18 protein-coding genes are annotated in these 16914 nt (G+C 71.1%); 17 read left to right on the top strand and 1 reads right to left on the bottom strand.

Annotated elements, in window-relative coordinates; all coding sequences use genetic code 11:
• Window positions 1-26: 26 nt before the first annotated feature.
• The 10 genes from AC3E6M_RS10045 (at window position 27) to AC3E6M_RS10000 (ending at window position 9074) form a co-directional block, all read left to right on the top strand.
• Complete coding sequence (locus tag AC3E6M_RS10045; protein ID WP_114117223.1) at window positions 27-725, top strand: helix-turn-helix domain-containing protein; 699 nt, start codon at window positions 27-29, stop codon at window positions 723-725.
• The gene (locus tag AC3E6M_RS10040; protein ID WP_341360875.1) at window positions 722-1132 is read left to right on the top strand and encodes a hypothetical protein; all 411 of its coding nucleotides are present in this window, start codon (window positions 722-724) and stop codon (window positions 1130-1132) included. Before AC3E6M_RS10045 ends, AC3E6M_RS10040 begins: the two co-directional genes overlap by 4 nt.
• Before the next feature lie 94 nt (window positions 1133-1226).
• Complete coding sequence (locus tag AC3E6M_RS10035; RefSeq protein WP_114116239.1) at window positions 1227-2150, top strand: hypothetical protein; 924 nt, start codon at window positions 1227-1229, stop codon at window positions 2148-2150.
• The gene (locus tag AC3E6M_RS10030) at window positions 2147-3157 is read left to right on the top strand and encodes a ParB N-terminal domain-containing protein (protein WP_114116238.1); all 1011 of its coding nucleotides are present in this window, start codon (window positions 2147-2149) and stop codon (window positions 3155-3157) included. Before AC3E6M_RS10035 ends, AC3E6M_RS10030 begins: the two co-directional genes overlap by 4 nt.
• 46 nt (window positions 3158-3203) lie before the next feature.
• Window positions 3204-3893: a hypothetical protein gene (locus AC3E6M_RS10025; protein WP_114116237.1), complete on the top strand. Its 690-nt coding sequence runs from the start codon at window positions 3204-3206 to the stop codon at window positions 3891-3893.
• A 66-nt stretch (window positions 3894-3959) separates the two neighbouring features.
• A complete protein-coding gene (locus AC3E6M_RS10020; RefSeq protein WP_187346593.1) occupies window positions 3960-5564 on the top strand; it encodes a M23 family metallopeptidase in 1605 nt (534 codons plus the stop codon).
• Window positions 5564-5830 carry a DUF6112 family protein gene (locus tag AC3E6M_RS10015; RefSeq protein ID WP_114116235.1) on the top strand — a complete coding sequence of 89 codons (267 nt, stop codon included), beginning with the start codon at window positions 5564-5566 and terminating at the stop codon, window positions 5828-5830. Before AC3E6M_RS10020 ends, AC3E6M_RS10015 begins: the two co-directional genes overlap by 1 nt.
• An 88-nt stretch (window positions 5831-5918) precedes the next feature.
• On the top strand, window positions 5919-6188 hold the full coding sequence (locus tag AC3E6M_RS10010) for a DUF6112 family protein (RefSeq protein ID WP_007926521.1): 270 nt from the start codon (window positions 5919-5921) through the stop codon (window positions 6186-6188).
• A 30-nt stretch (window positions 6189-6218) separates the two neighbouring features.
• The gene (locus tag AC3E6M_RS10005; RefSeq protein ID WP_114116234.1) at window positions 6219-7598 is read left to right on the top strand and encodes a TrbL/VirB6 family protein; all 1380 of its coding nucleotides are present in this window, start codon (window positions 6219-6221) and stop codon (window positions 7596-7598) included.
• A 6-nt stretch (window positions 7599-7604) separates the two neighbouring features.
• Complete coding sequence (locus AC3E6M_RS10000) at window positions 7605-9074, top strand: SCO6880 family protein (RefSeq protein ID WP_268777299.1); 1470 nt, start codon at window positions 7605-7607, stop codon at window positions 9072-9074.
• 10 nt (window positions 9075-9084) lie between these two features.
• Here AC3E6M_RS10000 and AC3E6M_RS09995 read toward each other — a convergent pair whose 3' ends face one another.
• Window positions 9085-9945 (bottom strand): DUF4062 domain-containing protein, encoded by an 861-nt coding sequence (locus tag AC3E6M_RS09995; RefSeq protein ID WP_114116232.1) that lies wholly within the window; start codon window positions 9943-9945, stop codon window positions 9085-9087.
• Between the two features lie 78 nt (window positions 9946-10023).
• Between AC3E6M_RS09995 and AC3E6M_RS09990 the strand changes: the two genes are divergently transcribed.
• From AC3E6M_RS09990 to AC3E6M_RS09960, 7 genes are all read left to right on the top strand, one after another.
• Complete coding sequence (locus AC3E6M_RS09990; RefSeq protein WP_282072114.1) at window positions 10024-10815, top strand: hypothetical protein; 792 nt, start codon at window positions 10024-10026, stop codon at window positions 10813-10815.
• Complete coding sequence (locus AC3E6M_RS09985; protein WP_114116231.1) at window positions 10809-12311, top strand: ATP-binding protein; 1503 nt, start codon at window positions 10809-10811, stop codon at window positions 12309-12311. Before AC3E6M_RS09990 ends, AC3E6M_RS09985 begins: the two co-directional genes overlap by 7 nt.
• A 69-nt stretch (window positions 12312-12380) precedes the next feature.
• Window positions 12381-12863, top strand: coding sequence for a hypothetical protein (locus tag AC3E6M_RS09980; protein ID WP_308420487.1), 483 nt, complete (start codon window positions 12381-12383; stop codon window positions 12861-12863).
• Window positions 12860-14638: a TraM recognition domain-containing protein gene (locus AC3E6M_RS09975; protein ID WP_341360874.1), complete on the top strand. Its 1779-nt coding sequence runs from the start codon at window positions 12860-12862 to the stop codon at window positions 14636-14638. The genes AC3E6M_RS09980 and AC3E6M_RS09975 overlap by 4 nt, the downstream gene beginning before the upstream one ends.
• An 89-nt stretch (window positions 14639-14727) precedes the next feature.
• Window positions 14728-15315 carry a hypothetical protein gene (locus AC3E6M_RS09970; RefSeq protein ID WP_490529775.1) on the top strand — a complete coding sequence of 196 codons (588 nt, stop codon included), beginning with the start codon at window positions 14728-14730 and terminating at the stop codon, window positions 15313-15315.
• On the top strand, window positions 15312-15524 hold the full coding sequence (locus tag AC3E6M_RS09965; protein WP_268777298.1) for a helix-turn-helix transcriptional regulator: 213 nt from the start codon (window positions 15312-15314) through the stop codon (window positions 15522-15524). The genes AC3E6M_RS09970 and AC3E6M_RS09965 overlap by 4 nt, the downstream gene beginning before the upstream one ends.
• Window positions 15508-16737, top strand: coding sequence for a tyrosine-type recombinase/integrase (locus AC3E6M_RS09960; protein ID WP_341360873.1), 1230 nt, complete (start codon window positions 15508-15510; stop codon window positions 16735-16737). The genes AC3E6M_RS09965 and AC3E6M_RS09960 overlap by 17 nt, the downstream gene beginning before the upstream one ends.
• Window positions 16738-16914: the final 177 nt, after the last annotated feature.

Raw genomic sequence — 16914 nt, 5'->3', positions numbered from 1 at the left:
ACAGGGTGCGGGGGCAGCGCTGGGCGGTGGTCACATCCGTTGCCGGGACGGTGTTCATCGCGGCCGGGGCGTTCTGGCTGTCGTTCACCGCGTTGGCGGACTTGGCCCGCCGCTCCGGGATCGGTGCGGGGCAGGCGTGGGCGTGGCCACTGATCGTCGATGGCGTGATCGTGGTGTCCACAGTCGCCGTGGTGGCGCTCGCCGGTGAGAAGGCGGCCTGGTATCCGTGGACGCTGCTGATCGGCGGCGCGGCGGTCTCGGTGACGGCGAACTCCCTGCACGCGGTCGTCGCCGCGGACGCCGACGTGCCCGGCCCGCTCGCGGCCGCCGTCGCCGCGGTGCCGCCCGTGGTGCTGCTGGCGATCACCCATCTGACCGTCGTCCTGACCCGAGCCGGCGCCCGTCCCGCCGACCCGCCAGAGACAGCGGGCGAGGTGCCGCCCGCCACGGCCACCGTGCCAGGCATCGAGCCCGCACCGGCCGCACCCCCGCCTGCCACGCCCGGCCCCGTCGAGGCGGGTGAAGACGCGGGTTCGGATCGTCGGGCGCAGGCGGCGCAGCTACGGGAGCGGGAGTGGTCGAACAAGGCCATCGCCCGGCACCTGGGAGTGCATCCCTCGACGGTCGGCCGGTGGCTGCCCCGCCCCGAGCGTCCCGACGCGCACCACAGCGATGAGGCCGGCCCGCCCGGGTCCGAGCCCGTAAGGGAAGGAGTCACGTCATGAACGACCAGGACCAGACGAACCCGGTCGAGCAGTACCGCCGGCATCGCGTGCCGGACGACGCCCCGCAGACACAGACCGCGCCGGCCGAGGATGCGGAGGCGACGGGAACGCCGGACGCGATCAGGGACGCCGCGTCCCGCCGGGCCGCGAAGGAGAAGCTGGCGCAGGTACGGGGCCGGGGCGTGGACTGGGTGCGCCCGACCGATCTGTTCGCCCGTGCCGGCGGGGCGCTGTCGCGCGGCGGCGTCGACCTCGCCGCCGCGGGGAGCCGCCGGCTGCGCGCTCCGATCGAGAAGGGCGCGCAGTGGGCGGGCGAACGGGCCCGGCATCTGCCGCCGTTGTCGGCGTTCGGGCGTCGCGGCGGCACGGACCATGCCCAGGCGCGGTCCGGGGTCGGGATGCGGTAGCCGGGAGCGGTGGTCAGTGGTGGACGCCTGGCTGGCGGAGGTCAGACCCGCAGGGACCTGCGGGCGCACCTGCCCGCCAGGAGGTGCCCCGACCATGACTGACGACACCACAACCACCGGCACGACCAACGCGACGAGCAGCGGCGAGCGGGCGGAGGACTACCGCAGCAGCGAAGGGCTGCGCGCACTGCTGCACCGGCTCCACGCCGCGGGGCGTGGAGCGTGGGAGCAGGACCCGGTGGCGGGCGAGCTGATGGCGTTCGCGGCCGAGAAGTACGCGGCCCTGGCGCACAAGCACCGGCTCGACCCGTGGGAGGCCGCGTCGGCGGCGTTCGACGTGATGCGCAGCAAGGCCGCCCGCACCGCGGATGACCCGTGGGCGGTGGTCACCCACGCGGTGCGGATCACCTGCATCGCCGAGGAACGCGGCCAAGGGCTGCTGTGCTCGACCCACCAGGCGCGTCGGCCCCGCTACTCGGTGTTCCACGACCCCGAACGGCTCTCCGACCGGGAGAACCCACTGGACGACTACCACCCCGCCTTCCAGATCACCGATCCGCATGACACCACCGGGCACGGCGAGGAACACGATGACGACGCGGGGCGGGACGGGTCGGAACCGACCTCGGCGACCGCGGCGGTCGCGGATGCGATCACCCTGCTGGTGCTGCTGGGCTGGCCGGCGGGGACCGCGCGGGCGGCGGTGGAGCATGTCTGCGGGGCGCTGACCCGGGTCGGGAACCGGCACACCGCCTACGAGACGCTGCGGCGCGACAAGCACGCCCGCGCGTTGCTCGACATGCCGGGCCGGACCTGGGCGGTGCTGCTGCGTGCGCTGCTGGGCAGCCCCGCGGCGGAGCTCGCGGCGACCGGCGCCGGACGGGGCATCCTGCTGCGGCTGCTGATCGGTGAGACGCTGCCGGTGCTGCTGCGCGACGACGACCTCGTGCTCACCCTGTCGCTGGCGGCACCCGGCACGAACACGCGCGGCACCGACACGTCGCGAGGCGCCCGATGAACACCCCGGACGGGCGGATCGAGCTGGAGCGGACGGTGGACTCCATCACCGTCGGGCGCCGGCACCGCACCGACCTGGGCGACCTCGACGCTCTGGCGGCGTCGATCGAGCGGGACGGCCTGTTGCAGCCGCCGACGATCACCCCGGACGGGACGCTGGTGTGCGGGGCGCGGCGGCTCGCGGCGATCAAGCAGCTCGGGCACCGCCGCGTCAGCGTGTGGGTGCGTTCGGGCATCTCGGACCGGCTCGGGCATCTGCTCGCTGAACAGGACGACAACCAGCTCCACAAGTCCCTCACCCCGATCGAGGCCGCCGGGCTGTACCGGGAGATCAAGGAACTCATCGCCGAGGACGCCGCCCGCAGGAAGGCGGCCACCCAGTTCCAGGACGGCCACGAGCCCGGGAAGCATGGTCCCGCCGATTCGGCGGGACCACCAGCACCCGGCCCGCTCGGTGATGCCCGCGCGCAGGCAGCACGGATGGTGACCGGCTCGTCGTCCTACACGCGGCTGGAGCAGATCGGGTTCCTGCAACGCCTGACCGGCGACCCCGCCGTCTCTGAGGAGCTGCGCGGCCAGGCCCGTGACGGGCTGGCGCGGATCGAGGCCGGCGCGCCGGTCAATCCGATCTTCCAGCGTCTCCGGGACGCACACGCCGACACCGGTGCCGAGCGGGACCGGCGGCTGCACGAGCTGGCCGACGAAGCGCTCGCCCGCGTCCACACCACCCGGCGCGGAAAGGCTCCGAAACGGGCCGCATCCGGGGCGCGACCCGCTGACGGGGACGAGGGGCCGACGCGGTTCTCGGTACGCGCGTTCGTGCTGACCTGGGGCGAGCTGGACGCGTGGTGGACGCACTACGACGTGGACGAGCTGGCGACCGACCTGACCGACGAGCAGATCGAGGCGTTCTTCGCCGCCGTCGAAGGCACGATGGCCTTCGCTGACCGGCTCCGCACCGCCCGCACCGCGACCCAGCCCGACCAGCCGCTGCTACGCGCCCTCTGAACTACCCCGGGTCCCGGCGTGTCGTGGGTGGGCGCACCTGGCGGGTATGAAGACGAATCTCGCGTCCTGGTCCCGTGGCCGGCTGATCGCCGTGATCGCCGCCGGGATCGTGCTGCTGCTCCTGGTCGGTATCGGCGTCTACGGGCTCATCACCGGCCCACGACCACCCCGTGACGACGCACCCGCACCGGCACCGACCGTCACCGTGCCCGGCGAGACCGGCCCGGAGGCGCCAGGGCCGCCGCTAGTGTTGCCCTCTCACGACCCGGATCAGTTCGCCCGCAACGTCGCGGAGGCGCTGTTCGGGTGGGACACCGGCTCGGGGCTGATGCCGCTGGACTACTCCGCGGGAATCTTGGAGGTCGGCGACCCCTCCGGCGCCGAGCAGGCCGGACTCGCCTCGGACATCGCCGCCTACCTGCCCTCCCGGGAGGCGTGGATCGAGCTGCGCCAGTACGCCACCACCCAGCGCCTGGTCATCGACCGCTCGTTCGTACCGGAGGCATGGGATCAGGCGGTCGAGCAAGCCCAGCCCGGGCAGCTCCCTCCTGGTGCCACCGCGGTCACGATCGAGGGCACCCGCCACCGCGCGGGCGTCTGGAACGGCGAACCGGTCACGGCTGAGCAGTCGGTGTCGTTCACGGTGTTCCTGGCCTGCCCGCCGCCGACACCGCAGTTGCGCACCGGCCTGTGTCATGTACTGCGCCTGTCCCAGCTCGACAACCCACTCCGATAGCCGCCGGGTCCTACCGTGTTGACGAAGCTCACCGCCGCCGTCCTCGCGCTGCTGCTGCTCGGCCCCATGCTGGGGCTGGTCGGCATCGGCGTGCTGATGAATCCCGCCGCCGCGAACTGCGCGACCCCCGGCGGGTCCGTCACCGTCGGGGCCGTCCCGGAGTCGCTGACGGTCACGACCGCCAACGGTGAGACGTTCACGCTGAACCGGCAGCAACTCACGCACGCGGCCACGATCATCACGATCGGCGGCGGGATCGAGGGCGTCGGCCGACCCGGCATCACGATCGCGCTGATGGCCGCGCTGACCGAGAGCACGCTGCGGCAGTTGGCGAACACCGGCGCCTACCCCGACAGCGGGAACTACCCCAACGACGGCAACGGCTCGGATCACGACTCGCTCGGTCTGTTCCAGATGCGACCGCAATCCGGGTGGGGCACCGTCGCGGAGCTGATGGACCCGACCTACCAGGCGCGGGCGTTCTTCGGCGGCCCGGACGGCCCGAACTACCCGAGCCCGCGGGGGCTGCTGGACATCCCGGGCTGGCAGCACATGGACCCCGGCGAAGCCGCCCAAGCCGTCGAAGTCAGCGCCTACCCGGACCGCTACCGCAACTACCAGCCAGTCGCCGACGCGATCCTCGATGCCCTCACTGGCGCCGCCAGCGACGGAACCGGCGCATCCGGCTCGGCCGGTCCGGCGGGGTCCGTGGTCGCGGCGGCTCCGGTGGCACAGTCCGCGCGGGTAGTGTTCCCGCTGCCGGAGGGAACCTGGGTGCTCACCAGCGAGTTCGGGCCACGAGTCCACCCGATCACCGGAGAGTCGTCGTTCCACACCGGCACCGACCTCGCCGCCCCCGACGGCACCCCGATCCTCGCCGCCGCGGACGGCACCGTGACCGTCGCGGAGTTCTCCGGCGGCTACGGCGGGCTGATCGTCATCGAGCATCAGATCGACGGCCAGACGGTGGCGACCGCCTACGCCCACATGTGGGAATCCGGCCTCCACGCCTCAGCCGGTGACCGGGTCGTCGCCGGGCAGCACATCGGCGATGTCGGCAGCTACGGCAACTCCACCGGACCGCATCTACACTTCGAGGTCCGCCCCGGCGGCACCCACGGCGAGGCCGTCGACGCCGCCGCCTGGCTCAACGCGCACAACGCCGCCGACCTGCCCGAAGCCGCAGTCGGCGCCCCGACCAGCTGTGACACCCCCGGCGGCACCGCGGGCGAACCCGCCCCGGTCGACGGCGACCCCGACCGGCTCGTGGACGACCCCACCAGCGACGGGCAGATCACCGCCCGGGTGGCACACCTCGTGGCCCAAGCCCGCGCCGGGTTCCCCGACACCGGCTGGGCCTGCTACTCGCCCCGGCCCGGCACCACCTCCGAGCACCCGCTGGGACGCGCCTGCGACATCACCTTCGGCAACCGGATCGGGACCTATCCCACCCCCACGCAACTCGAGGACGGCTGGCGGGTGACGAACTGGATGAAGGACCACGCCGAGACCCTGGGCGTGGAGTACCTAATCTGGCAGGGCCGCATCTGGTCGATCGCCCGCGATGGCGAAGGCTGGCGCGACTACGACGGCGGCGGAAGCCACGACCCCGGTGACGTGACCGGCGGACACTTCGACCACCTCCACGTCACCGTCAAGGCCGGTGCGTGATGGACGTGTTCCCCGACTTCGACGGCCTGGCCGGGATCGGTGACCTGGAACAGGTGATCGGTGCGCTGCTCACGATCGTGCTCGTCGTCGCGGTGCTGATGATCGTCGTCTCGGCGATCTGCTGGGCGCTGGGCGCTTCGCACGGCAACCACTCGCTGGCCTCCAAAGGCCGGGTCGGGGTGCTTGTCGGGGTCGGTGCCGCCGTGCTCGCCGGTGCCGGGGTGGCGTGGGTGAACTGGCTGATCGTCCTCGGCCGCCAGCTCTGACCCCCGCGCGACGGCAGCACGCGCTCAGGGTGTGACTGGCTCACCTCGCCGCTGAACCAGCCATCCGCTCAGCGAGGGAGTAACCGCCGTGATCGACATCGACCCCAACAGCTCCGGCCTGCCCGGCATCGAACAGCTCCGCGCCATCGTCGGCGCGGTGATGACGGTCGGCCTCATCCTGTCCGTCTTGGCGCTGATCGTGTCCGCGATCGTGTGGGCCTACGGCGCCAACAGCTCCAATCCGCACCTGTCCGGGCGGGGGAAGCTCGGCGTGCTGATCTCCTGCGGTGCCGCGGTGATCTGCGGTGCGGCGGTGACGCTCGTGAACTTCTTCTGGGACGTCGGTCAGGCCGTCTGAGGCCGGCCCGGACACGACAGGAGGTTCACGATGGGTGTCTGCGATGTGCCGGTCATCTCGTCGGTGTGCGATGTGGCCGGGGAAGCTGCTGCGACGGTCGTGGCGGCCCCGTTCGACTGGCTCGCCCAGGCGATGGGCGGCGCGGCCGGCTGGCTGATCGAGGCGATGTGGGCGGTGTTCGACACGACCACCCTGGTCGATGTCCAGACCGATGGGTTCACCAGCGTCTACAACCTGATCTTCGGCATCGGCGTGTTCCTGGTGCTGATCTTCTTCTGCCTGCAACTCATCACCGGGCTCATCAAGCGTGATCCGACCGCCCTGTCCCGGGCCGCGCTCGGCGCGGCGAAATCGGTGCTCGGCGCGTTCGTTGTGGTCACGCTGACCGCGCTCGCGCTGGAGATCGTGGACCAGCTCTGCATCGGCATCATCCAGGCGTCCGGGGAGACCACCGAGACGATGGGCGACAAGATCATCCTGCTCGCCGCCGGCCTGACCGGCATCAACATCGCCGCTCCCGGCGTCGGCGCGATCGTCACGATCTTCCTGGCCGGGCTGATGATCGCCGCGGTCTTCATCGTCTGGTTCTCACTGCTGATCCGCAAGGCGCTGCTGCTGGTCGGGGTCGTGCTCGCGCCGATCGCGTTCGCCGGCGCCTCGTGGGATGCCACCAAGGGGTGGATCGGCAAGTGGGCCGCGTTCGTGATCGCGCTGATCGTGTCCAAGCTCGTGCTCGTGGTGATCTTCCTGCTGGCGATCACCCAGATCGCCACCCCCATCGAGGCGGACATCACCGCGGTCACCGAGCCGATCACCGGGATCGTGCTGATGGGAATCGCGGCCTTCGCCCCGTACATGGTCTACCGGTTCGTGTCGTTCATCGGCTTCGACCTCTACCAGCAGATGGGCACCGAGCAGGAAGCCAAGAACGCCCTGAACCGTCCCCTCCCGCTGCCCTCCAAGACCCCCGGCGGCGGCGAGCCGAAGAAGGTTCTCGATGACCCCCAGGGCGGCGACCCGGGAGGCGGGAAGGGGGCTGGCGGCGGACCAGGCGGCACCCCGCCGCCGCGCACCCCGGCACCGGCCGCAGCCAGCGGCACCGGCAGCGCTGGCACCGCAGGCGCCGGAGCCAGCGCAGGGTCCGGTGCGGCGGCAGGAGCGGGGGCCAGTGCTGCGGCGGCGGGTCCGGCAGCGGCAGTGGTCGTCGGAGCGCAGGTCGTCAAGGGCGCGGCCGAAGCCGGCCCGAAGGCCGGCAAAGCAGTCGCCGGACAGGCCGAGACCGCCGCCAGCGGCGCCGACGGCCAAGCGGGTAGCGGCCAGACCGCGCCGTCGAAGACACCGCCCCCGCCGTCTGCGCCCCAGCCGCGAACCCCGGCACCGTCCCAGCCGCCGCAGACCGGAAAGGAGTGATCGGCCATGCCCACCACGACAGATCAGAAGGTTCCGGGCAGTGAACTGACGCCGGTGAAGTTCTCCCGCCTCACCCGCCGGGGCGTGCTGCTGGGGCTCTCAGTCTCACAGCTCATCACCCTCGGCATCGGCGGGCTGGCCGTACTGACGGCGTTCTACGGCGGAGCCGGGATGCTGCTGGCCTACACCGCCCCGATCTGGCTGCTCGCCGCGGTGCTGACCTGGGTGCCCGTCGCCGGGCGGCCGATGGTCGAATGGCTGCCCGTCGCCTGCTGGTGGCTGTGGCGCTCCACCGGCGGGCAACTGCTGTACCGCCGGCGGATCGTCACCCCGCGCCCGGTCGGGAACCTCGCCATGCCCGGCGACATGGCCCGGCTGCGCGAGCATCTGGACCCCGAGACCGGGGCATGCATGATCCACGACCCCCGCCAGTCCACCCTCACCGTGGTCTGCGAAGTCACCCATCCCGCGTTCGTGCTGCTCGACCCCGGCGAGCAGGAACGCCGGGTCACCTCCTGGGGGCGGGTGCTCGCCACAGTCTGCCGATCCGGGCGGATCGCGACCCTGCAAGTCTTGGAGCGGACGCTGCCGGACTCCGGGACCGGACTGGCCGAATGGTGGGCCGAGCACGGCACCGCCGACGACTCCTGGGCCGCGACCACCTACACCGAGCTGATCGAACGAGCCGGTCCCGCCGGGGAACGGCACGCCACCACGATCAGCCTCTCACTGGACATGAAGACCGCAGCCCGGCAGATCAGGACCGCCGGCGGCGGCATCCGCGGCGCCGCCGCGGTCCTGCGCCAAGAGATGGCGACCCTGACCGCCGCGCTGCGGTCGGCCGACCTGACCCCGGTCGGGTGGCTCGGCCCCGGCCAGGTCGCGGTGATCCTGCGCTCGGCCTACGACCCGGCCGTCGCCGCCACGCTGGAGCGGCACGGGAAGCTCGGGCAAGACCTCGCCACCGCCGGCCCGGTCGCGGTCACCGAGACCTGGGGCAGCCTGCGCACCGACTCGGCCTGGCACACCGTCCTGTGGGTCGCCGAATGGCCCCGGAGCATGGTCTACCCGGGCTTCCTCGCCCCCGTACTGCTGTCCACCGGCATCCAACGCTCCGTCTCACTGCTCTACACCCCGATGCGATCGGACCAGGCCGCCCGCGACATCCGCAAGAAGAAGGTCGAACACCTCTCCGATGCCGCCCAGCGCGCACGGATGGGACAGATCGAGGACGCCGCCCAAACCGCCGAGTACCACGACGTGCTCCAACAGGAAGCCGACCTCACCGCCGGACACGGCGTGCTCCGCGTCTCCGGCCTCATCAGCATCACCGCGCCCACCCTCGATGACCTGGAAGCCGCAGTCGCCGCGATCGAGCAGTCCGCGATCCAAGCCTCCTGCGAGACCCGCCGGCTCATCGGCCAGCAAGCCGCAGCGTTCACCGCGGCGGCGCTCCCGCTGTGCCGCACGGTGTAGCTACAGGTGACTACCCAACGTGGAAGTCTCGGTGCTTGGCGTCATCATCTTCGACCCATTGGATGCGAAGAACCGGGTCACCCGACCCTCCGAAGGTGAACATCACCGGCAGGCGCCGGGTCTGGCCACGGTGGATCGTGGTGGATCCTTCCGGGCCAGCGATGAACATGGCACTGTCCTCGCCAACGCTCTCGAACAGAACGCCTTCCGCGTCGCGATCGCCAGTGTTTGTGATGTCGAGCCAGTGCTTCGTCGTGTAGCGCGGTGCACCCTTCGAGTTCACTCCCGAGACTTCGCGCTCTTGATGGGGCTGAACCAGGAAGTCCACTCCGCTTGGCTGTGACTGCACGGCGGGTGTCGCGTCGAGTTTCAGGGCCACGATGTCGTGCTCGATCGCTTTCCAGACCTCGTGATTGAGCTGTTCGGGATTGTTGAACTCGCCGAGGAGTCCGCGGTCCTGCATGTCCTTCTTGAAGGCCCGCAAGGCATCGAGCTGCGCGGTATCGATGTCGTTCGGGAGAGCAGCGGTCGAGAAGTAGAGATGAACAGGTTTGCCTAGCTCCAGCGCTCGGTCTACTTCCTCGGCGGTTCCCGAGATCGCGTCAGGTGTCGGTGAGCCGAGTCGTCCGCCGAACAGCGCGAACACGATGTCCGAATCATCGACGCCTTGTGCATTGATCAGCTTCTGCGGGTGAGCGCCCATGACCGGCACCGCTGAGGTTTCCCAACGCCACGGTTGGAGGATCACGCCCTTGTTCCTCGCGTTCGCGTCGTTCCAGCCGTGTACCGCCTTCTCTACAGCATCGCGAGCCTCCGGCACATCAGAGGGCGAGGCGATCATCACGCGCAACACAGTGGCGACATAGGGCATGGCTACAAGCCTACGGAGAGGGACGGACAGCGGTCCGGCGAAGCGCACCTGGCGGGCAACCAAGTGATGGAGACCGCGATGCCCACGTTCACCGATCCCGCTCGCGATGCCGCCGAGGCGTCCGAGGCGTTGCGTGGGCTCGCGCACGCCACCCGCAGCTTCGACCACCCGGCCGACACGTACGCGGTGATCGGTGACCTGCTGGCAGGGGCGCGCTCGCTCCGGCAAGTCCTGGACCAGCTCGCCACCGCCCACCTGAACCAGCAGCATCAGGTGACCGACGAAGCACGCGACCCGGCCGGCGGTGCGGTCGAGGCGGTGTCGGCGGCCGACGAGCTGCACCAGGCCGGCACGCTCATCGACCAGGCCCACGACCGGCTCAACGCCGCGATGAGTCATTCCGGCCGGATCGTCTGGAACCCACCGACGCAACTCGTTGATCGTTGGGTGGGGGTCGTGTTCCTGCAAGGCGAGGACGCCGACCGGGTTCTCGACCTCATCGACCGTGACGGCGTCGAGGCGGGGATCGAGCATCTGTCCGGCTGGGACTACGGCGACGAGACCACCGACGCCGCCTTGGAGAACGGCGATGTTCACGACCACGCCCCTGTCTATGCCGGGGACCGGCAGGCCGAGACCGGCGACTACGCGATGTCCTACAACCCGCAGGCCGGGCACGTCGCCCTCTACCGGCGGCACCTGATCCCCGCCGACCATGCGATCGACCCAACCGACGACACCCCCGTCCCACCTCCGGACCGCCCAGCCGGACGCGACACCGCAAGACGGCACAGCGGAGTCCGGGACGGCAGCTGGTTCGAGCATCCCGGCGTCGCCGCCGTCAAGCAGACCCGAGGGCTCTCGTGGTGAACCGGGACGAGAAGCTGCACACCGCCGTCCTCGTCGCACCGGCCTCCGAACGACGGCGGCTGCGAAAGCAGCGGCGACAAGCAGCCGCCCGGCTCGTCGCCGAGCAACGGCAGGCGGAGAAGGCCACCGCCCGCGCGAAGCTGGAGGCGAAGCGCGCCGAACGGCGTGCCACGGTCTACCTGCCCTCGGCCGGCGAACCCGGACCAGCCGCGCTCCGCACGCCGGGGAGGTTCCGGCTGCCTCGGCACCAGGACACCAGCGCCGTCCTCGCCGGCCACTACCCGTTCCTGGCCGAAGCAGGTCTCGGGCCGCAGGGCATGTTCATTGGCCAGGACCTCTACTCCGGGTCCTCGTTCGTCTACGACCCGTGGGTGCTGTACCGGCGGGGCATCATCACCGCCCCGAACCTGGTCCTCGCCGGGATCGTCGGCTCCGGAAAGTCCTCGCTCGCCAAGAGCCTCTACACCCGCAGCCTGCCGTTCGGCTACCGCGTCTACGTTCCCGGCGACCCCAAAGGAGAACACACCGGCGTCGCCGAAGCGGTCGGCGGGAAAGCGATCATCCTGGGACACGGGATGGGCAACAGGCTCAACCCGCTCGATGAGGGCTACCGTCCCGGTGGCCTCTCCGATCAGGAGTGGGCGACCACGCTGGCTGCGCGGCGCCGCGACCTGCTCGGCGCGCTCACCGAGACCGTCCTGGCTAGGCCGCTCGCTCCGCTGGAACACACCGCGATCGACACCGCCCTGGCCGGCGCGGTGCGCGACGCTGACGTGCCGATCCTGCCGATGGTGGTCGACCGACTGCTGCGCCCAGACCCGGCCGACGATCCAGACGGCCGACTTGCTGAGGATGGCCGTCAAGTCGGGCACGCGCTGCGGCGGCTCGTCGCCGGTGACCTGGCCGGGCTGTTCGACGGCCCGTCGACGGTGAGGTTCGACCCGACGCTGCCGATGGTCAGCCTGGACCTGTCCCGCGTCACCGAGAACTCCACCTTGATCTCGGTGCTGATGACCTGTTCGTCGGCGTGGATGGAAGCCGCCCTCCTCGATCCGAACGGCGGCCGACGCTGGGTCATCTACGACGAGGCATGGCGGCTGATGTCGCACCCGGCGCTGCTGCGCCGGATGGACGCGCACTGGCGGCTCGCCCGCCACTACGGCCTGGCGAACCTGCTCGTGTTCCACAAGCTCACCGACCTGGAGAACGTCGGTGACCTCGGCTCAGCGAACCGTGCTCTGGCGAACTCGCTGCTGGCGAACGCGGAGACCCGGATCGTCTACCGGCAAGAGACCGACCAGCTCGGCCCCACCGCCACCACGCTCGGGCTCACCGGCACCGAGCAACGCCTCCTGCCGGGACTGGGCACCGGGCAAGGGCTCTGGCGGATCAAGGACCGCAGCTTCGTCGTCCAGCACCAGCTTCATCCCGCCGAACTGGCCGCGTTCGACACCACCGCCCGCATGACCGGCTCTGCGCAGGGTCACGAATCCTGAACAAGCGGCGGCAGTCCGCTGCTGGCCCACCTCGCCGTTATGAGGAGAGCCGAGCCCGAATCCGTCCCCGTGTCCATTCCGCTCGTCGTGCTCGACGTGCGCAAGGACGGCACCGTGGCCGTCACCGTCGACGGGATACGGCTGGACCCCGACCCGTTCGCGCCGCCGTGGCGGCGAGCCTCGTTCGGGCAGATCATCGACCGCGCCACGGATGACCGGACGACTCCGGCGCGGGTCGAGGTCCGCGAGGCAGACGGGACGACTTTCACCGACATCATCGCGACCCGACGTCGCCGAGCACCCCACCCGACGCCTGAGCCTGAGGAACCGACACCGCGGCCTGCGTTCCACGCCGTCGAAGGTGACGGGTTCGTTCCCGGAGAGGACGTGGCGGTCGCCGTCGTCACCGGGCACACCGACGTGTCCGGCACCGGCACGGCCCGCGCCCTGGTCGACCCGGACCGGCTCGGGCCGGACGCTGCGGGCGGCGTCGTGGAGGTGCTGCTGTTCGGCCGCATCTCCGGCACCACGATCATCCGGCGGCTGCCATGAACAGTCAGGGCCGGCAGACCGGCTCGTTCGGTGATGAGCTGACCAACGCGGCGATGATCGGGCTGGTCGGCCTGTTCGGCGTCGCCTTGGTGCTCCGCGGCGCCGGCTCCGTCGCGGCATTCTTCACCGGCACGAGCCAGCCCGCCGGTGGTCCCGCGTCCGGGATCGGTGTGCTGTTCGATCCGAGCGATCCCGCTGGCGCCCTGGACGCGCCCGGCATGAGCCCGGTCGTCTACTGGCTCGTCACGGGCCTCCTGCTCGCCGTGCTCATCACCGGCGGCGTGTGGGTCTGGTCGCGGCTGCGCCGTCACACGCACCGAGTCGAGCAAGACCCGCGCCGGATGGCGGGCATCGCCACCCGGCATGAGGTCGCTGCCGCCGCGTCCGAGAAGGCGCTGCTGCGCCGCGCCGGGAACCTCCGCCCGGGCTTGGATGATCCACGCCCGCAAGATGTCGGCTACCGGCTCGGCGCCTCCAAGGGCACCGGCGTGTGGGCGTCGGTGGAGGACTCGATCATGGTCATCGGGCCGCCCCGCTCCGGCAAGGGCCTGCACCTGGTGATCCCCGCGATCCTCGACGCCCCCGGTGCCGTCGTGGTGACCTCGACCCGCCCGGACAACCTGACCGCGACCCTGCGCGCCCGCAGCCGGGTCGGGCCGGTCGCGATCTTCGACCCCCAGCACCTCGCCGAAGGCTTGCCCGCGGGGATGCGGTGGTCACCGATCCGTGGCTGTGAGTCCCCGCAGACCGCGATGATCCGCGCCACCGGGCTCGCCGCCGGAACCGGCCTCTCATCCGGCGGCGTCGACGGCGGCGGGTTCTGGGAAGGCAAGACCCGCGCCGCGCTGCAAGCGCTCCTGCACGCCGCCGCGATCGACCACCGCCCACCGGCCGAGCTGTTCCGCTGGACCCTCGACCCGACCGCCGCTGCCGACGCGGTGGCGATCCTGACCGGCTCGAGCCAGGCGGCGACCGGATGGGCCGAGTCTCTGGAAGCGATGATCGACTCCGACCCCCGCACCCGCGACTCCATCTGGCAAGGCGTGTCCCTCGCCCTCGGATCGCTCGCCGACCCCCGAGTGCTCGATGCCGTCTCACCCGGCCCAGGTGAAGGATTCGACCCCGAGCACTTCATCCAGCACAAGGGCACCCTGTTCCTCCTGGCCACCGGGTCCGGCGCGGGGGCCAGCGCCGCGCTCGTCGCGGCGCTCGTGGAAGACCTCATCGAGACCGCCCGCCGCCTCGCCGCACGATCGGCCGGCGCGCGGCTCGATCCGCCGATGCTGCTCGCGCTGGACGAGATAGCCAACCTCTCACCCCTGCCGTCGCTGCCGACGCTCATGGCCGAAGGCGGCGGCTCGGGCATCACCACTATGCCAGTGCTCCAGTCCCTCGCGCAGGCCAGGGACAAGTGGAACGAGCATCAGGCCGGCGCGATCTGGGACGCGTCGATCGTGAAGGTCATCCTCGGCGGCGCGTCCAACAGCCGCGATCTGCAAGACCTGAGCGCGCTGGTCGGGGAACGCGACGAGTACACCGACTCCGTGACGCGGGGTGACCACGGCACCCGCTCCAACCAGCGCTCCGTCCGGCGGGTGCCAATCTTCCCGCCCGACCGCATCCGCCGGCTCCCGTTCGGCACCGGGATCGTGCTGCTGCGCTCCGCGCCCCCGATCGTCACCGACCTGCACCCGTGGCCCCAGCGCCCCGACGCCACCCAGCTCACCGCGGACCGTGCGCAGACAGAGGCCCTGCTGCGCCGCTCTGACACCTGAGCACACGCCCAGGCGTCTCCGCGCCCACCTGCCTGCCACAGCAAGGCCCCGGCATGACCGGGGACCGCGAGAGCAGACAGGAGCACACCATGGCCGACGATCCCCGCGACGATGACGCCACCACGGGCGACCTGCCCGGCCCGGAGCTGGACGGCGGCGACGAGGGCTTCGAGGACCCACTGATCGCCGAGCCTCCACACCCGATCAACTGGAACCTGCTGAACGCCGCCGACGCCGAGGTCGAGTGGCTGGAGCTGAACCGGTGGGTGGACTGGCTGCGGCACACCTACGGTCTGCCCGCCGCGGTGATCCCGCCCGCCTGGTACGCCCACCCGGAGCTACTATGGGAGCTGTCCGCGCTGCACCTGCACTGGCTGTGCGCCTACGACCCCGAGCAGAACGGCTCCGCGCCACTGGGCTGGCACCGCGACTTCGCCGACGCCCGCCAGCGGCTGCGCGAATGGGTCGCTGCGTCCGGCACGAAGCTCGACCACGACCGGCCCACCCGGCAGACCGTCTGGCCCGGTGAGGAACCCGCCGACCCGATCGAGGACCTGCCGATCATCGACCGCGACGCCGAGTTTGTGGAGTTCGTCATGGCCGACGTCCAGGCTCGCCGCGACGCCGAGGAAGCGTTCTACCGCACCCTCGACCCCGACACCGGAGAACTGTCATGAGCGACGACGGAACGCTCGTGGTGTCGCCGCTCATGCACAGCCGCGAGGTCGCGGCGTACTTGAAGGTCTCGGAGTCCACCCTGTCGCGGTGGCGGTCGGCGGGCACGGGGCCGCCGTTCCTGCGCCTCGGCGGGATCGCCCGGTACCGGCTCGACGCCGTGGACCGCTGGCTGAGCGAGCTGGAACACGACCATGCCCCGGAGAGCTGAGCCGCAGCCGACCGCCGAGCCCAAGCCGGTCCCGCCGATCGGTGTGAAGGTCTCCACGGACATGGAGCGCCGCTCCTACGGCATCCGCGCCCGCGCCCGGTGGACGGACCCGACCACCAAGCGCCGGGTGATCCGATCGGAGATCGTGCGGGATGAGGCGGCCGCGCACGCGTTCTTCGACCAGCTCCGCAGCTCCTCGACCAAGGGCATGGACGTGTCCATGACGCTGCTGGAGTTCGTCACCTCCATCGGCGACCGGTGGGCGCGTGGCCTGGACCCGACCTCCACCGGTGAGACCTACGGGTACGGGCTGAAGCTGCGGGTGCTGCCCGCGCTCGGGCATCTGCCGGTCACCCAGATCACCGCGGGGATCATCGACCGCACCATTGATGAGTGGGAACAGCGTCACGGCTCCTCAACCATCAAGAACACCATCGCCCCGCTCGTGCGGGTGCTCGATGAAGCCGTGCGGGACGGGCTGATCCAGATCAACCCCGCGAAGAACCGTGCCAAGCGGAGCCTGAACCGCAACGCCTTCCGCGGCCAGTCCGCCGAACACGCCTCCCCGCGGGCGCACGCGATCCCGGACATGAAGACCCTCAACCGCCTCGCGCGCGCATGCGGGAAGGTGCATCAGTCCTACAGCGACTTCGTGATGCTCGCCGCGCTGCTCGCGGCCCGGTCCTCAGAGGTGTCTGGGTTGCAGGTCGGGGATGTCGACTTCGACAAGAACCTCGTGATGATCCGCCGACAGGCGTTCCCCGGCAAGGGTGGCCTGGTCACGAAGCCGACCAAGAGCCGCAAAGAGCGACGCGTGCCGATCCTCGAACCGCTCCGACCCGTGCTCGAACGCCTCACCGACGGCAAGGAGCCCGCGGACTCGTTGCTGGTCGGTCCGAAGGGCGGCTACCTCACCACTGCGACCGTCCGCGACGCCACGAACTGGGACGGCGTCGTGGCGAAGCTCGGGCTGCCTGACCTCACCCGGCACGGCCTGCGCCACACCGGGGCGACATGGATGGCCGACGCCGGCATCCCGCTGCACGTCCTCCAAGACATCCTCGGGCACGCCTCGATGGAGACCACCCGCGGCTACCTGCACCCCGACGACCGCCACCTCGCCTCCGCCGCTGAGCAGGCCAACGCCTTCCTCTCCGCCGCCGGACAACGCAAGCACGCCCGGCGCAGCAGCCCCGCGACCAGGGGCCTGTGATGCGCTCCCACCCCCGCGGGAGTGCTCCCGGAAGCGTTCTGGTCCCCTTTTGGTCCCCTTATCCACAGGAAGCAGGTCCAGGGCGGTCCGTTCGTCCACAGTCGACCACCAGCGAGAGCGCCGGGGGACCAGAGGGGGACCACGGAAAACGACCCCCGGACATGAAGAAGCCCAGGC

Source organism: Microbacterium sp. SCPM-O-B-15248 (M128), assembly GCF_058214835.1.
Note: the sequence above shows the minus strand (reverse complement) of the source record. Positions and strands in the feature narration are given on the sequence as shown.

What these genes read in the sequence shown, in the direction of transcription:
- AC3E6M_RS10040 (WP_341360875.1), top strand. Translation starts at nt 722, where the DNA reads ATGAACGACCAGGACCAGACGAACCCGGTCGAGCAGTACCGCCGGCAT.
- AC3E6M_RS10035 (WP_114116239.1), top strand. Translation starts at nt 1,227, where the DNA reads ATGACTGACGACACCACAACCACCGGCACGACCAACGCGACGAGCAGC.
- AC3E6M_RS10030 (WP_114116238.1), top strand. Translation starts at nt 2,147, where the DNA reads ATGAACACCCCGGACGGGCGGATCGAGCTGGAGCGGACGGTGGACTCC.
- AC3E6M_RS10025 (WP_114116237.1), top strand. Translation starts at nt 3,204, where the DNA reads ATGAAGACGAATCTCGCGTCCTGGTCCCGTGGCCGGCTGATCGCCGTG.
- AC3E6M_RS10020 (WP_187346593.1), top strand. Translation starts at nt 3,960, where the DNA reads ATGCTGGGGCTGGTCGGCATCGGCGTGCTGATGAATCCCGCCGCCGCG.
- AC3E6M_RS10015 (WP_114116235.1), top strand. Translation starts at nt 5,564, where the DNA reads ATGGACGTGTTCCCCGACTTCGACGGCCTGGCCGGGATCGGTGACCTG.
- AC3E6M_RS10005 (WP_114116234.1), top strand. Translation starts at nt 6,219, where the DNA reads ATGGGTGTCTGCGATGTGCCGGTCATCTCGTCGGTGTGCGATGTGGCC.
- AC3E6M_RS10000 (WP_268777299.1), top strand. Translation starts at nt 7,605, where the DNA reads ATGCCCACCACGACAGATCAGAAGGTTCCGGGCAGTGAACTGACGCCG.
- AC3E6M_RS09995 (WP_114116232.1), bottom strand. Translation starts at nt 9,945, where the DNA reads ATGCCCTATGTCGCCACTGTGTTGCGCGTGATGATCGCCTCGCCCTCT.
- AC3E6M_RS09990 (WP_282072114.1), top strand. Translation starts at nt 10,024, where the DNA reads ATGCCCACGTTCACCGATCCCGCTCGCGATGCCGCCGAGGCGTCCGAG.
- AC3E6M_RS09975 (WP_341360874.1), top strand. Translation starts at nt 12,860, where the DNA reads ATGAACAGTCAGGGCCGGCAGACCGGCTCGTTCGGTGATGAGCTGACC.
- AC3E6M_RS09970 (WP_490529775.1), top strand. Translation starts at nt 14,728, where the DNA reads ATGGCCGACGATCCCCGCGACGATGACGCCACCACGGGCGACCTGCCC.
- AC3E6M_RS09965 (WP_268777298.1), top strand. Translation starts at nt 15,312, where the DNA reads ATGAGCGACGACGGAACGCTCGTGGTGTCGCCGCTCATGCACAGCCGC.
- AC3E6M_RS09960 (WP_341360873.1), top strand. Translation starts at nt 15,508, where the DNA reads ATGCCCCGGAGAGCTGAGCCGCAGCCGACCGCCGAGCCCAAGCCGGTC.